This is a genomic window from Stenotrophomonas sp. GD04145, assembly GCF_029835135.1.
GTDB classification, from domain to species: domain Bacteria; phylum Pseudomonadota; class Gammaproteobacteria; order Xanthomonadales; family Xanthomonadaceae; genus Stenotrophomonas; species Stenotrophomonas maltophilia_P.
This window is the reverse complement of sequence record NZ_JAODZG010000003.1, coordinates 44851-60362: the sequence shown is the minus strand read 5'-3', so window position 1 is coordinate 60362 and position 15512 is coordinate 44851. Positions and strand designations below refer to the sequence as shown.

Sequence of the window (15512 nt, the reverse complement as noted above, 5' to 3'; positions counted from 1 at the left end):
CCGGTGCGGCCCTCCCGGATCGTTCATCGATCCTCTTTTCCCGGGCCGCCCACGGGGCGGCCCCGATGGCCGCCTCCCCATGACGCCAAGTCGTACCCCGCCTCCTGCCCTCTCTTCGGCCGGAACCCCGTGGTGCGGCCCATACGGAGCAAGGAGTTATATGAAACTGGCCTGGATTCTCTGGCTGTCGCAGTTGCTGCCCCAGCCGGCGGCTGATTCATTGTGTTTGAGCACCACCGTATACCTGGAAGCCCGCGACCAGACCCTGCGCGGCCAGCAGGCCGTGGCCGAAGTGGCACTGCGCCGCCTCGACAGCGGCCTGTGGGGAGACTCGATGTGCCAGGTGGTGACCGCACGCAAGCAGTTCGCCCCGACCATCGTCTCCCCCGGCACCCAGCTGGGCAACGACGCGGCCTGGAGCGAGGCCATGAGCGTGGCCTTCGATGCGGAGCGCAACTGGGCGCTGCCGGCCGGCGAGCGCCGCGAGATCGTCCCCGGTGCCAGCCATTTCGCCGCCCTGGCCATCGCCAGCCCGAACTGGCGCAATGCCTACCAGGTGGCCACCATCGGTGATCACACCTTCTATAAGGTGCAGAACCTCAAGCCCCGGCAGTCGTAACGAACTGTTGCCGGCGGCAGCGTTGCCGCGCGCCGGCAGGCTCTGGGATAGTGGGCGATTCCCGCACACCCCGCCTGGAGTTCCCATGAAGCTGTACAGCAAGCCCGGTGCCTGCTCCACCGCCGACCACATCGCCCTGCAGTGGACCGGCCAGCCGTTCGAGGTCGAACTGCTCGACAAGGACACCCTGAAGGGGCCGGAATTCCTCAAGATCAACCCGGCCGGCTCGGTTCCGGCGCTGGTCGATGGCGACTTCATCCTGCTGCAGAACGCGGCCATCATGGGCTACATCGCCGACCGCTTCCCGCAGGCCGGCCTGGCCGGCGACGGCAGCCCGCGCCAGCGTGCCGAGGCCACCCGCTGGCTGGCCTTCGTCAACTCCGATGTGCACCCGGCGTTCTCGCCGCTGTTCGCACCGGGCAAGTTCATCGGCGATGAGAGCCAGTACGACGCGATCCGCGCGGCCGCCCGCAAGCGCCTGCGCGGCCTGTTCGAGACGGCCGACCGGCAGCTGGCGGACAAGCCCTGGCTGGCCGGTTTCCGCAGCTTTGCCGATCCGTACTTCTACATCACCCTGCGCTGGGCAGCCGGCGCCAAGGTCGACCTGTCGGGGCTGGATCATCTGGCCGCCTACAAGGCGCGCATGGACGCCGATGCCGGCGTGCAGGCCGCACTGAAGGCCGAAGGCCTGGCCTGACCGTACACGGAGCCGCCGGCAGCGCAGGCGGCTCCGATCCGGCGTCCCGGCCCCACGCCGGGCATCGCCGGCGCCCCGTGTCCACCGTTCAACCGATCTCGCGGATCACGGCACCCTTGGCGTCACGCAGCAGCGTCGGCACCACCTCGACCTGCAGCTGGCCGCCCAGCGGGTAGATCCCGCGCTCGGCACGCACGTCCTGCCATGCCTGGACCCCCTGTGCATCCAATGCCCAGCGCGCGCTGTCGGCATCGACGTCGTTGGCGCCGCCGCCCGCAGCCGGGGTGAACTCCCATTGGCGCTCACGGCTGACCAGCACCAGCGATGCGCCATGGTGCAGGCGCAGCGGCAGCAGCTCGCGCACGCTCGGCACCTGGCCGGCGCCAAGCACCAGCGTGGTCACGCCCGAGACCTGTCGCCAGTCCAGCGTTTCAATGAACAACATGCCGGTGCTGGAACCCTCCCGCGCACTGCCCGCCTGCACCTGCGCCGCCAGTGCCGGATCATCCAGCAGGTCGCCCCGATGCAGATCGGTGATCCACAGGGGCATCGCCGGCTCCAGCACGTGCAGCACCCCGCGGGTCGACCAGCGTTTCACTGCAGCCATTTCCCCATCCGTCAGCCCGACCAGCTGCAGGAACTGCAGGCGGCCGTTGGCCGTCTCGCGCGCCGGCAACTGCGGGTCGGCGATGAAAGCCAGATGGCGCAGGCGTGTGTCGGACTCGAGGGCAATCGGGCCGTTCGCGTCAAGGTGGTGGCCATCCTCGAACACGTTGCCGCTGCCGAACACGTAGCGCGCCAGGTTCTGCAGCAGGTTCATCGGCCATGTCGGCGGTGCCTGTTCGGCGTGCACGCCCTCGCCTGCTGCCAGACGGAAGGTCAGCTCGAATCCGTAGCCGCTTGCTTCGGCGTCACTGCTCTCCTTGGCGTACAGCTCGGACAGGCCATAGGTGATGTAGTGCCAGTGCGGCACCGGCGCCTCCGCACGGTAGACACTGATGCCATCGAGGGGATCCTGGCCGCCCAGCGTGTACGGCAATGCCGTTCCGAAATGCAGGGGCTCCTGGCCCGCGTACAGCGGCGCCAACGCCGCATTGATCGCGTCCCAGCCCGGGGTGTCGGTGTCGTTGTGGTCGTCCTGCACGAGAGGCTCCTGATGGGAAGAAAACCATCCACTCTACGCGCTGCGTCAGGCCTGCACGACTCCGCGATCGCCGGCTGCCAGCGATGCCTGCGTTTCCTGCCACCAGCGCTGTGCCAGTGCCGGGCTGCGTGCCTTGCCTACCGCCGCCAGCAGTTCCGGGCACAGGCGCTCCAGGGCCGAGGCATCGGTGCAGCGCTCGATCTTCAACTGCATGAAGTAGCCCTTCAGCCCGAGGTGGCGCCGCACGGCTTCGCTCATCGCCTCGTACAGCTGCTGATACAGCGCCGGGTCCTGTTCGCGGCCATTGCTGAGGCCAGCGACCGGCACCGCATCGGCGCTGCCCCCCACCACTTCGATCAGCTCCATCGCGGCCAGCTGTTCCAGCGCATCGGGTGGCGCCCGCAGTCCTTCGAGCAGACTGCGCAGTTCGGTGTCATCGCGGCGACCATCGACCATCAGCAGGATCGAGCGCAGCGCGGCCGGCAGGCGCCGCGCACGATCCTCGATTTCCTGGCGGCCAGCGGCCGTCTTGGCGTGCAGCAGTGCCATAGCTCCCCCGTTCCATGATGCGCATGCCTGCGCGCCCTGACGGACGCGCTCCCCGGCATCGAGCTTAACGCACCGCTGGTACGGTGAACGCTGCGGTGCAGCACCGCTGCATCCCTTGCCTCGGCCCGCTGCACGCGGCCCCGGCAATACATGACCGTTCTAGCGTCCCAGCGCGCGGCGGATCTCCTCCAGGGCGGCCGGGTCATCCAGGGTCGACAGATCGCCGGGATCGCGCTGCTCGGCCAGCGCCTGCAGCGAGCGCCGCAGCAGTTTGCCCGAGCGCGTCTTCGGCAACGCGTTGACCACGTGCACGTGCGCCGGCCGTGCAACCGCCCCCAGCGACGTGGTCACCGTTGCCATCATCTCCGCCACCACCGGTGCAGGGTCTTCGCCCCCCAGCCCCTGCTTGAGGGTGACGAAGACCAGCGGCACCTGTCCCTTCAGTTCATCCTTCACGCCGATCACCGCGGCCTCCGCCACACGCGGGTGGCTGGAGATGGCTTCCTCGATCTCACGTGTCCCCAGGCGATGCCCGGCGACGTTGATGACATCGTCGGTACGGCCGAGGATGAAGGTATAGCCGTCATCGTCGCGGATCGCCCAGTCCAGCGAGCTGTACAGCAGCTCCTTGAAATGGCTGAAGTAGCTCTGCAGGAAGCGGCTGTCGTCGTTCCACACCGTGCTCATGCAGCCCGGCGGCAATGGCGGGGTGACCACCAGGACTCCCTTCTGCCCGGGTGCGACTTCTTCGCCGGTGTTCTCGTCGATCACCTTCATGCGGTAACCGAGGTTGGGGAAGCCCGGCGAACCAAAGCGCACCGGCTTCATCTCCAGGCCCGGCAACAGGGTCAAGGCCGGCCAGCCGGTTTCAGTCTGCCAGTAGTTGTCGATGATCGGTTTGCCCAGCGCTTCATTGATCCAGTGCGCGGTCGGCTCATCCAGCGGTTCGCCGGCCAGGAACAGGTACTTCAACGCGCGCAGGTCGTGGCGATGGATGAAATCCGCGTCGTGCTTCTTCAGCACGCGGATCGCGGTGGGAGAGGAGAACATCGTGCGCACGTTGTACTGCTCGCACAGGGCCCACCAGATGCCCGGATCCGGATGGGTCGGCAGGCCTTCGTACAGCAGCGATGTGCAACCGCCGATCAGCGGTCCATACACGTTGTAGGAATGTCCCACGGCCCAGCCGACATCGGAGGTGGAGAACATCACCTGCCCCGGCTTGCAGTCGAAGACGGTCTCCATCGACTGTGCCATCGCCACCGCGTATCCGCCCACATCACGCTGCACGCCCTTGGGCTTGCCGGTGGTGCCGGAGGTATACAGCAGATAGCTCGGCTCGCTCGCTTCCAGCCACTGCACCGGAACATCGACGGCACCGACTTCCGCGCGCAGCGTCGCGTACTCGACGTCTCGGCCCTCGATGCGCGGCTCGGCCGGATCCAGCCCGCGCGAAACGATCAGCACGTGCGGCGGTGGATGCCCGGCTTCCGCACAGGCGGCGTCCACCATCGGCTTGTAGGGAATGAGCTTGCCTCCGCGCATGCCGGCATCGGCCGCAATCAGCAGCTTGGGTCTGGCATCGTCGATGCGCAGGGCAAGGTTGTGCGCGGCGAATCCACCGAACACCACCGAGTGCACGGCCCCGATGCGCGCGCAGGCCAGCATCGCGAACACGGCTTCGGCCATGTTCGGCATGTAGATGACCACGCGGTCGCCATGGCCGACGCCCAGGCGCAGGAGCACAGCAGCGAAGTCGTTCACTTCTCGGTACAGCTGCCGGTAGGTGATCTCGCGGGTGCTGTTGGTTTCGGTGGAAATGGCCACCAGCGCGAGCTGGTCGGGCCGAGTGTCCAGATGGCGATCGACCGCGTTGTAACAGAGGTTGGTTTCGCCGCCCACATACCAGCGCCGGAACGGCGGATTGCTGTAGTCGAGCACCTGTTGCGGCGGCTTGTGCCAATGGATGCGCTTGGCTTCCTCGCCCCAGAACGCCTCCGGCTCGTCGATCGAGCGGCGGTAGGTTTCCTCGTAGTTCATGACGCAGCCCTCCCAGACGAAGTCATGGGTTCGAGCATAGTGCCGCGTTGCCGCGCGTTCCGCCCTACCTTGGTAGGGGGGTGGGTTTTCCATGCAGGGCTGCCGCCCTGCACCTGCAGAGGCAACGTCAACGTCAAGAGCTGGACTACTGAGGGATGGCGGGGTAGGTCCGGTTGCGGGAGACGCCGTGAACCCATCCATGGGGGCTTGGCCGCGGCATCCATGCCGCGGACACTCGCGCCACCGGACCCACCCCGCCTTCGACAGTTTTCTGTGATCTGTCGGAACGATCCGACCCACCATCTATTCCGATATCTGACAGATTTCATCCACGCTCGGCGTGGATCCATCAGATCGCGGCATTCTGCCGAAGGCGGGGCGGTGTCGGAGTGCGGGGTGTCCGCGGCATGGATGCCGCGGCCAAGCCTACAGGGACGTACTTGCGGCGTCCCCGCACTCCGACACCGCCCCGCCACCCCACGGACAGCGCGCGTTTGACGTTGAAGTTGCTCTGGCTCGTAGCAGGTGCAGGGCGCAGCCCTGCCGCCCCCCTGCCCTGCTAGAACGGAGTGGCGGACTCGAACGCCAGCGCGTCGCCCGTCACCGGGTGGGTGAAGTGCAGGCTGCGCGCATGCAGATGCACGCGCTGCGCCGGTGCGGCGCCATACAGCACATCGCCGACGATCGGATGACCCAGGCTGGCCATGTGCAGGCGCAACTGATGGCTGCGCCCGGTCACCGGCTCCAGCGCCACGCGCGTGCGCTGCGCTTCAACATCGCGGGCCAGCACGCGCCAGCGCGTCAGCGCAGGCTTGCCGTGTTCATGGTCGACCTTCTGTTTCGGCCGGTTCGGCCAGTCCACGATCAGCGGCAGATCCACTTCGCCGGCATCACCTTCGATCACACCCTGCACGACGGCTTCGTAACACTTGCCCACCCTGCGCTGCTCGAACTGCATCGACAACGCGGCCTGCGTCGTCTTGCCCCGTGCATGCAGCAGCAGACCGGAGGTGACCTGGTCCAGCCGATGCACGGTCAGCGCGTCCGGGTACAGCACCTGCAGGCGGGCCACCACGCAGTCCTGGTTCTCCGCGCTACGGCCAGGCACGGACAGCAGGCCAGCGGGCTTTTCCACCACCAGCAGCGCGTCATCGATGTAATGCAGGTGGATCATGCGGTTCTGCAGAACTCCATATGAAAACGGGGAAGCCGAAGCTTCCCCGTTTCTGTCAGCTGCGTGCCGGCCAGACCGGCACCCGCGGCATCAGCCCAGCAGGTGGGCAACGCCGGCGCGTTCTTCTTCCAGCTCGGCCAGGGTCTTGTCGATGTACTTCTGGCTGAAGTCGTCGATCGGCAGATCCTTGACCAGGGTGTACTTGCCGTTCTCGGTGGTCACGGCGAAGCCGAAGATCACGCCTTCCGGGATGCCGTAGGAACCATCGGACGGCACGCCCATGGTGACCCACTTGCCGTTGCTGCCCAGCACCCAGTCACGCACGTGGTCGATCGCGGCATTGGCCGCCGAAGCCGCCGAGGACGAGCCACGGGCTTCGATGATCGCCGCGCCGCGCTTGCCGACGGTCGGAATGAAGGTGTTGGCATTCCACTCCTGGTCATTGATCGCATCGGCGATCGAAGCACCATCGGCGGTGGCGAAACGGTAGTCCGGGTACATGGTCGGGCTGTGGTTGCCCCACACCACCAGCTTTTCCATGCCACCGACCGGCTTGCCGAGCTTGGCCGACAGCTGGCTCAGGGCACGGTTGTGGTCCAGGCGCAGCATGGCGGTGAAGTTTTCCGGCTTCAGGTCCGGTGCCGACTTCATGGCGATGTAGGCGTTGGTGTTGGCCGGGTTGCCGACCACCAGCACCTTCACGTCACGGCTGGCGACCTTGTTCAGCGCCGCGCCCTGCGCGGTGAAGATCTTGGCGTTTTCCAGCAGCAGGTCCTTGCGCTCCATGCCCGGGCCGCGCGGACGCGCGCCGACCAGCAGGGCGATGTCGGCATCCTTGAACGCCACTTCAGCGTCGTCGGTGCCGACCATGCCGGCCAGCAGCGGGAAGGCGCAGTCTTCCAGTTCCATCATCACGCCCTTCAGGGCGGCCTGGGCCTTGTCCACCGGCAGCTCCAGCAGCTGCAGGATGACCGGCTGGTCCTTGCCCAGCATTTCGCCGGAGGCGATGCGGAACAGCAGGGCATAACCGATCTGGCCGGCGGCGCCGGTCACGGCAACACGAACGGGTGCTTTCATGGGGGTTTCCTCTTGCTTGCAAGCGTTTGATGGGACGCCGCGGGCGTGGCCCGGCGGGCCTGGCAGGCGGCGGAGAACAGGGAAACGGCCACCCGTGGGTGGCCGTCTCGGAAGGGGGTCAGGCGGCGAGGATCTTGTTCCACTCGGCCACGCGGTCGGCCTGTGCGGCCAGCGCGGCGTCGACGTCGCCTTCCAGGGTGATCGAATGGATCACGTCGCCCTGCTTGACCGAATCGACGATGGCCTGGCCTTCCAGAACCTTGCCGAACACGGTGTGGCGGCCATCCAGCCAATCGGTCTTGATGTGGGTGATGAAGAACTGGCTGCCATTGGTGTTCGGGCCGGCGTTGGCCATCGACAGCGAGCCGACCTCATGCTTCACGCCGTTCTTCTCGTCTTCGAACTTGTAGCCCGGGCCACCGGTACCACGGCCCTGCGGGCAACCGCCCTGGATCATGAAGTCGGCGATCACGCGGTGGAAGATCAGGCCGTCATAGAAGCCGTGCTTGACCAGGTTCACGAAGTTGGCAACGGTCAGCGGCGCCTTGTCAGCGAACAGCTCGACCTTGATCGGGCCCTGGGTGGTGTCGAAAGTGGCGATGAGGGACATGAAGATCCTTGTTGCAAAGGGAAAGGCGTCTAGCCACCTAGTTTACACCCGGCTCGTGGCGGCGGCGGCTTCGACCATCGGCGCAGGGCGACGCTTCAGGCTCTGGAGGGGCGCCGCCGGCGGGGCCCACACGGCCAGCTGAATGGGGCTCCCGGACGGGCCGGAATCCAGCTTTTCGCGAATCGTCAAGTTCGACGTATAATGTTGGACTTCTTTTTCCAAATCCGGCGCCGACTGGCCCCCTTTCGTATGTCCATCGAAAATCTTCGCAACATCGCCATCGTCGCCCACGTCGACCATGGCAAGACCACCCTGGTCGACCAGCTGCTGAAGCAGTCCGGCACCCTGTCCGAGCGTACCGTCCTCGCCGAGCGCGTGATGGACAGCAACGACCAGGAAAAGGAACGCGGCATCACCATCCTGGCCAAGAACACGGCCATCACCTGGGAAGACAAGAAGACCGGCATCAAGAACCGGATCAACATCGTCGACACCCCCGGCCACGCCGACTTCGGCGGTGAGGTCGAGCGCGTGCTGTCGATGGTCGACACCGTGCTGATCCTGGTCGACGCGATGGACGGCCCGATGCCGCAGACCCGCTTCGTCACCCAGAAGGCCTTCGCGATGGGCTTCAAGCCGATCGTGGTGGTCAACAAGATCGACCGTCCGGGCGCGCGTCCGGACTGGGTGATCGACCAGGTGTTCGATCTGTTCGACAAGCTCGGCGCGACCAACGAGCAGCTGGACTTCCCGATCGTCTACGCGTCGGCCCTGAACGGCTATGCCGGCCTGGAAGACACCGTCCGCGATGGCGACATGACCCCGCTCTACGAAGCGATCATGAAGCACGCGCCGAAGCCCGAAGTGGATCCGGAAGGTGCCTTCCAGATGCGCATCAGCCAGCTGGACTACAACAACTTCGTGGGCGTGATCGGCATCGGCCGCATCCAGCGTGGCACCCTGAAGAAGAACATGCAGGTCACGGTGATCGATCGTGAAGGCAAGAAGCGCAACGGCAAGGTCGCGCAGGTGCTGGGCTTCCTGGGCCTGGAGCGCATCGAGCAGGACACCGCTGAAGCCGGCGACATCGTGGCGATCTCGGGCATTCCGGAGCTGACCATCTCCGACACCCTCTGCCACCCGGACACCCCGGAAGCGCTGCCGGCGCTGACCGTGGACGAGCCGACCATCTCGATGACCTTCCAGGTCAACAACTCGCCGTTCGCGGGCAACAAGGACCTGTCCGGTGGCAAGTTCCTGACCAGCCGCCAGATCAAGGACCGCCTGGACCGTGAAAAGGTCCACAACGTGGCGCTGAAGGTCGAACAGCTGGAGGACGCCGACAAGTTCCTGGTCTCCGGCCGTGGCGAACTGCACCTGTCGGTGCTGATCGAGAACATGCGTCGTGAAGGCTACGAACTGGCCGTGTCGCGTCCGGAAGTGATCATCAAGGAAATCGACGGCCAGCAGATGGAGCCGATCGAACAGCTGGTGGTGGACGTGGAAGAAGTGCACCAGGGCGGCGTGATGGAAAAGCTGGGCACCCGCAAGGGCCAGCTGAAGAACATGGAACCGGACGGCAAGGGCCGCGTGCGCCTGGAATACTCGATCCCGGCCCGTGGCCTGATCGGCTTCCAGAACGAATTCAAGACCCTGACCCAGGGTTCGGGCCTGCTGTTCCACGTGTTCGACCATTACGGTCCGAAGGAACAGGGCGCAATCGCCAAGCGCATCAACGGCGTCATGATCGCCAATGCCCCGGGCGTGACTCCGGCCTACTCCCTGGGCCCGCTGCAGGAACGCGGCAAGCTGTTCGCTGCTGAAGGCGACAATGTGTATGAAGGCCAGCTGGTCGGCATCCACTCCAAGGACAACGACCTGACCGTCAACGCCATCAAGACCAAGCCGCTGACCAACATGCGCGCTTCGGGCAAGGACGATGCGATCCAGCTGACCCCGGCGATCAAGTACTCGCTGGAACAGGCGCTGGACTTCATCGAGGACGACGAGCTGGTCGAGATCACTCCGAAGGAAATCCGCCTGCGCAAGAAGTTCCTGACCGAAAGCGACCGCAAGAAGGCTTCGCGCGGCGGCTGAGCCGGACCGTGAGCCAGAGCGGCTACAACCCGGATCCACACCGGCATCCGGGCCTCCACGTCATCGCCCTGCTCGAAGCGAGCAAGGCGGTGCTGGCGTTGCTGGCTGCGACCGGGCTTGAAGTGCTCGGTCCGCAGCCGCTCCGCGATGGGGTCAATGCCCTGATCCGGCGTTTCAGCCTGGACCCGGATCACGGCACCCTGCCCTCGCTGCTGAACATGATCAATCCCGACGCCGTGCACCTGGCGGCGGCGGCGATGATCGGCTACGGCCTGCTGCACCTGGTGGAAGCCTGGGGCCTCTGGCGGGCCAGGGCCTGGGCCTCCTGGCTGGGCTGCCTGACCGCCGCGCTGTATCTGCCCTTCGATGTCTTCGCCATCGTCCGCCACCCCGGCTGGCCCTCCTGGACGATCCTGGCGATCAACCTGCTCGTGGTCTACGTCCTGGCCCGCGACCTGCGCAAGCGCCACCACTGAGCAGCAGCTACACTGGGCATTGGAGCCGACCAAGCCGCCCCATGCGCCCGTCCTTGCCGCCTCTGCTGACCTGCCTGCTCATCGCGCTGCCCGCGTTGTTCATTGTTGGCTGCAGCCCGGCCACGACCAGCGCCCACGCCGCCGAACCCGCGAGCCGCAACGTGCCCTTCCCCTACGCCGAGACCGACCTGGCCGACCTGCAGGCGCGCATGGTGGCCGGCGAACTGGACAGCACCACGCTGACCCACGCCTACCTGCAGCGCATCGCTGCGCTGGATCGCGCCGGGCCGCGCCTGCGTGCCGTCATCGAACTCAACCCGGATGCCCTGCGGGAAGCCGGTGAACGCGATCGCGAGCGCCGGGACGGCCATCTGCGCGGGCCGCTGCATGGCATTCCGGTCCTGCTGAAGGACAACATCAACGCCGCGCCCATGACCACCAGCGCCGGATCGCTCGCGCTGCAGGGTTTCCGCCCCGCCGATGCCTACCTGGTAAGACGCCTGCGCGAGGCCGGCGCGGTCGTGCTGGGCAAGACCAATCTCAGCGAGTGGGCCAACTTCCGCGGCAACGATTCGGTGTCGGGCTGGAGCGCGCGCGGTGGCCAGACCCGCAATCCGTACCGTCTCAGCCATTCGCCCTGTGGCTCCAGCAGCGGCAGCGCGGTAGCGGTGGCCGCCAATCTGGCCAGTGTGGCGATCGGCACCGAGACCGACGGCAGCATCGTCTGCCCGGCCGCGATCAACGGCATCGTCGGCCTGAAACCGACGGTCGGCCTGGTCAGCCGCGAAGGCATCATCCCGATCTCCTTCAGCCAGGACACCGCCGGCCCGATGACGCGCAGCGTCGCCGACGCCGCGGCCGTACTGACGGCGATCGCGGGCCGGGACGATGCCGACCCCGCCACGGCCACCATGCCCGGCCGCGCGGTCTACGACTACACCGCGCGCCTGGACCCCGAAGGCCTGCGCGGCAAGCGCATCGGCCTGCTGCAGACCCCTCTGCTGACATACCGTGGCATGGCACCGCTGATCGATCAGGCCGCCGCCGAACTGCGCCGTGCGGGCGCGGTGGTGGTGCCGGTGGAACTGCCCGACCCGGGTGCCTGGGCCGAAGCCGAGCGGGTCGTGCTGCTGCATGAGTTCAAGGCCGGGCTGGAGCGCTACTTCAAGACCTACCGCGCGCCCCTGCGCAGTCTTGGCGAACTCATCGCCTTCAACCAGGCCCAGGCGCCGCAGGAACTGGGCCTGTTCGGCCAGGAACTGCTGCTGGAGGCCAACGCCACTGCCGGACTGGCCGACCCTGCCTACATCCGTGCGCGCAGCGATGCGCGGCGCCTGGCCGGCCCGGAAGGCATCGACGCCGTCCTGGCTGCCTACCAGCTGGATGCGCTGGTTGCACCGACCACCGGCACGGCCTGGCCCATCCGCCGCGAAGGCGACGATTTCCCGGGTGAGAGTTACAGCGTGGCAGCGGTCGCGGGCTACCCCAGCCTGAGCGTGCCGATGGGACAGATCAACGGCCTGCCGGTCGGCCTGCTGTTCATGGGCACGGCCTGGAGCGAGCCGAAGCTGATCGAAATGGCCTATGCCTACGAGCAACGCACCCGTGCCCGCCGTCCGCCCCATTTCGAAACCGACACCCTGATCGACGCCGGCGAGCCTTGATCGGCCCCGGGCTGCCCGGCGGACCGGGGGTACGGCTGCGCTCGCCGGGCACGTCCCGGCGCTAGCGGTCGGGGTCCGGTTCCACCGGCGCGATCGCGGCCTCGCCGTCCTCCGCCCCGGGTGAACGTACATCTGCCGTACGTGCACGCGGTGCGCGTGGCATGTCCAGCTCATCCTCGCGCTGCAACCGCGCGCGCAGCTGCGGCAGTGATTGCGGATGCTCGCGCGCCAGGAAATCCAGCATGCGCTCGCGCACCAGGCAGCGAAGATCGAAGGCATCGCCGGAGCTGCGTGCACTGACCAGCAGGCGCACCTGGATTGCCCGCTCGCTGGTTTCGGTCACCTGGGTCACGCAGACCCGTCCATCCCACAGCGCCTCGCCGCGGCAGATGCGCTCCAGTTCACTGCGGATCGCCGCGATCGGCGCACGGTAGTCCAGCCACAGGAACGCCGTGCCGAGCAGATCGGCGCTGCGCCGGGTCCAGTTCTGGAAGGGGTTCTCGATGAACCAGGTCAGCGGCACCACCATCCGCCGCTCGTCCCAGATGCGTACCACCACATAGCTGCTGCCGATCTCCTCCACGCGCCCCCACTCGCCTTCAACGATCACCACATCATCCAGCCGGATCGGCTGGGTCACTGCGATCTGCAGGCCGGCGATGAGGTTGCCGAACACCGGCTTGGCGGCGATGCCCGCGACCAGCCCGATCAGACCGGCCGAGGCCAGCAGGGCGGCGCCGATCTTCTGCACCATCGGGAATGTCAGCAGCACCAGCGATGCACCGAGCACGATGATGCCGCCCATCAGCACGCGGCTCAGCACCCGCGTCTGGGTCTGGATGCGTCGGGCTTCCAGATTGTCCGAGACGTCGATGGGATGACTGCGCAGGATCGCACGCTCGCCGGCGGCCACCGCGCGCACCAGCAGCCAGATGAAACAGGCCGTCAGCGCGATGTGCAGCCCGTGCTGCAGATGCCCCAGCAGAGGCTCCTGCAGTGGCGTGGCCTGCAGCGCCGGGATCAGCAGCAGCAAGGGCCATGCGGTCGCCATTGGCAGACCGAGCACACGACCGATGCGCGCGCGCCGGCGATCACGCCCTTTCAGCCGGTGATAGATCCACAGGATCAGCCAGGCGCCGATGCCGCCCACCAGTGCCGCCAGACCCAGCGGCCATGCATATGCCTGTGCGCTTTGCCAGTGCACGGTTGCCACCTCCACTCGAACAGCAGCGGACAGCCTCGCGCATGGCGCATGAGCGTCACGTCAGCCGTTCGTAAGCAGGGTGTTGGCCTGCAGGGCTTGCAGCCCTGCACCTGCTGAGCGCTGGAGCAACAGCGACAGCGACAGCAACTGCAACTGCAACTGCAACAGCCGAAGCAGAAGCGGATTTCCTGCGGGATGGCGGGGTGGGTCCGGTTGCGGGAGACGCCGTAAACCCATCCATGGGGGCTTGGCCGCGGCATCCATGCCGCGGACACTCCCGCAACCGGACCCGCCCCGCCTTCGACAGATTTTCGGGATCTGTCGGAATGGCTCTTGGGGTCAGATCCGTTTTCCGCAGGAAAACGGATCTGACCCCGGATTGATTTCGATATCGGACAGAGATTCATCCACGCATGGCGTGGATCCAACAGCCGTGGACGTCTGCCAGAGGCGGGGCGGTGTCGGAGTGCGGGGTGTCAGCCGCATGGATGCGGCTGCCAAGCCTCCATGGACGGATTCACGGCGTCCCCGCACTCCGACACTGCCCCGCCATCCCAAGGAATGCCCGCATTTGACGTCGACGTTGACTCCGCAGGTGCAGGGCTGCAAGCCCTGCCGAAAAACCCTTAGCGCACCTGTTCCTGCTTGCGCACGATCGCCATCGCGATCTCCAGCGACTGCTCGTAGTTCAGCCGCGGATCGACCGTGGAACGGTACGCGCGCTCAAGATCACGCTCGGTGAGCTCGCGCGCGCCACCGGTGCATTCGGTCACGTCCTCGCCGGTCAGCTCCAGGTGCACGCCGCCCAGGCGCGTACCTGCCGCGGCGTGCAGATCGAACGACAACTCCACCTCGCGGCGCACGTTGTCAAAGCGGCGCGTCTTGAAGCCATTGGCGGTGCTCTCGGTGTTGCCGTGCATGGCATCGCACACCCACAGCACGCGGCGGCCGTCGCGCTTGACCGCTTCCAACAGCGACGGCAGCTTTTCGGCTATCTGCGTCGCGCCCATGCGGTGAATGAAGGTCAGGCGCCCGGGCTCGTCGTCCGGATTGAGTACATCGATCAGGCGCAGCAGCTGGTCCGGCGAAACCGACGGCCCCACCTTGATCGCGATCGGATTGCGCACGCCCCGCAGGTACTCCACGTGCGCGCCGTCGAGCGCAGCCGTGCGCATGCCGATCCAGGGATAGTGCGTGCTCAGGTTCAACCAGCCCTGCTGGCGCGGCACCTGCCGGGTCAGCGCCTGCTCGTAGGGCAGCAGCAGGGCTTCGTGCGATGTGTAGAAGTCGATGCGGTTGAGGTTGTGCACCCGGGCACCGGCCAGGGTTTCCATGAAGTGCACGGCATCGCCGATCGATGCCACCATCTTCTGGTACTCGGCGGCGAGCGGCGAATGCCGCACCCAGTCCAGGTTCCAGTACTCGGGGTGGTGCAGGTCGGCGAAGCCGCCATCGATCAGCGCCCGCACGAAGTTCATCGTCATCGCCGAATGTGCGTGGGCCTGCAGCATCCGCTTCGGGTCGGGCAGGCGCGCGGCTTCGGTGAAGGCCGGCGCATTGATCACATCGCCCCGGTAGCTGGGCAGCGTCACCCCATCACGGGTCTCGGTATCAGCCGAGCGTGGCTTGGCGTACTGGCCGGCGAAGCGGCCGACGCGGATCACCGGCTGGCGCAGGCCATGCACCAGTACCAGGCTCATCTGCAGCAGCACCTTCAGCCGATTGGAGATGGTGCCGGACTCACAGTCGCTGAAGTTCTCGGCGCAATCGCCGCCCTGCAGCAGGAAGCGCTTGCCCTCCTGCGCCTCCGCCAGCTGCTGCTTCAGCGCCAGGATCTCCCACGAGGTCACCAGAGGGGGTAGCCGCTTCAGCTCATGCAGGGCAGCATCCAGCGCCACCGGGTCGGGATAGGTCGGCATCTGCAGTGCGGTCTTGCCGCGCCAGCTCTCCGGCGACCAGGCAGCACCCGCAGCGGTTGCGGCAGGATCGGGAACCGGTGAAACGGCGGACAGGCTCATTGCAGACTTCCGGGGTGGGGGACGGTCATGGTCGCAGAGCCGGCCGCCGCCGCAAAGGGCCAGCCCTTCCGGCCCGATGCCTGAACGCCAGGGAAAGCACGCGCCGAGCAGCCACAGACCGCATGGTCGGCGGCGCCGGCAGA

At 66.7% G+C, this 15512-nt stretch carries 13 protein-coding genes; 5 read left to right on the top strand and 8 right to left on the bottom strand.

What is annotated here, in order from left to right:
- The first annotated feature begins 160 nt into the window (after window positions 1-160).
- Complete coding sequence (locus N7367_RS02400; protein WP_053520031.1) at window positions 161-619, top strand: cell wall hydrolase; 459 nt, start codon at window positions 161-163, stop codon at window positions 617-619.
- 85 nt (window positions 620-704) lie between these two features.
- Entirely contained in the window at window positions 705-1316 is a 612-nt protein-coding gene (locus N7367_RS02395) for a glutathione S-transferase N-terminal domain-containing protein (protein ID WP_053520032.1), read from the top strand.
- Between the two features lie 88 nt (window positions 1317-1404).
- On the opposite strand, the gene N7367_RS02390 is transcribed toward N7367_RS02395, so the two are convergent.
- The 6 genes from N7367_RS02390 to N7367_RS02365 all read right to left on the bottom strand — a co-directional run bounded on the left by N7367_RS02390 (window position 1405) and on the right by N7367_RS02365 (window position 7910).
- The gene (locus N7367_RS02390; RefSeq protein WP_279941647.1) at window positions 1405-2460 is read right to left on the bottom strand and encodes a suppressor of fused domain protein; all 1056 of its coding nucleotides are present in this window, start codon (window positions 2458-2460) and stop codon (window positions 1405-1407) included.
- A 45-nt stretch (window positions 2461-2505) separates the two neighbouring features.
- A complete protein-coding gene (locus tag N7367_RS02385; protein ID WP_053520034.1) occupies window positions 2506-3009 on the bottom strand; it encodes a hypothetical protein in 504 nt (167 codons plus the stop codon).
- Between the two features lie 159 nt (window positions 3010-3168).
- Complete coding sequence (gene prpE, locus N7367_RS02380; RefSeq protein WP_180875745.1) at window positions 3169-5049, bottom strand: propionate--CoA ligase; 1881 nt, start codon at window positions 5047-5049, stop codon at window positions 3169-3171.
- 559 nt (window positions 5050-5608) lie between these two features.
- Complete coding sequence (locus N7367_RS02375) at window positions 5609-6223, bottom strand: RluA family pseudouridine synthase (protein WP_128988931.1); 615 nt, start codon at window positions 6221-6223, stop codon at window positions 5609-5611.
- A gap of 90 nt (window positions 6224-6313) precedes the next feature.
- On the bottom strand, window positions 6314-7300 hold the full coding sequence (locus N7367_RS02370; RefSeq protein ID WP_005415428.1) for a malate dehydrogenase: 987 nt from the start codon (window positions 7298-7300) through the stop codon (window positions 6314-6316).
- Window positions 7301-7418: 118 nt separating this feature from the next.
- The gene (locus tag N7367_RS02365; protein ID WP_053520333.1) at window positions 7419-7910 is read right to left on the bottom strand and encodes a peptidylprolyl isomerase; all 492 of its coding nucleotides are present in this window, start codon (window positions 7908-7910) and stop codon (window positions 7419-7421) included.
- 249 nt (window positions 7911-8159) lie between these two features.
- On the opposite strand from N7367_RS02365, the gene typA reads away from it, so the two are divergent.
- The 3 genes from typA to N7367_RS02350 are packed head-to-tail and all read left to right on the top strand — an operon-like array spanning window position 8160 to window position 12147.
- A complete protein-coding gene (gene typA, locus N7367_RS02360; protein WP_053520332.1) occupies window positions 8160-10007 on the top strand; it encodes a translational GTPase TypA in 1848 nt (615 codons plus the stop codon).
- Between the two features lie 8 nt (window positions 10008-10015).
- Entirely contained in the window at window positions 10016-10483 is a 468-nt protein-coding gene (locus N7367_RS02355; protein WP_065176006.1) for a DUF2127 domain-containing protein, read from the top strand.
- A 41-nt stretch (window positions 10484-10524) separates the two neighbouring features.
- Entirely contained in the window at window positions 10525-12147 is a 1623-nt protein-coding gene (locus N7367_RS02350; protein ID WP_053520330.1) for an amidase, read from the top strand.
- Window positions 12148-12208: 61 nt separating this feature from the next.
- On the opposite strand, the gene N7367_RS02345 is transcribed toward N7367_RS02350, so the two are convergent.
- Both N7367_RS02345 and N7367_RS02340 read right to left on the bottom strand, forming a co-directional pair.
- Window positions 12209-13351: a mechanosensitive ion channel family protein gene (locus N7367_RS02345; RefSeq protein ID WP_053520335.1), complete on the bottom strand. Its 1143-nt coding sequence runs from the start codon at window positions 13349-13351 to the stop codon at window positions 12209-12211.
- A 626-nt stretch (window positions 13352-13977) separates the two neighbouring features.
- On the bottom strand, window positions 13978-15369 hold the full coding sequence (locus tag N7367_RS02340; RefSeq protein WP_053519755.1) for a 3-deoxy-7-phosphoheptulonate synthase class II: 1392 nt from the start codon (window positions 15367-15369) through the stop codon (window positions 13978-13980).
- Window positions 15370-15512: the final 143 nt, after the last annotated feature.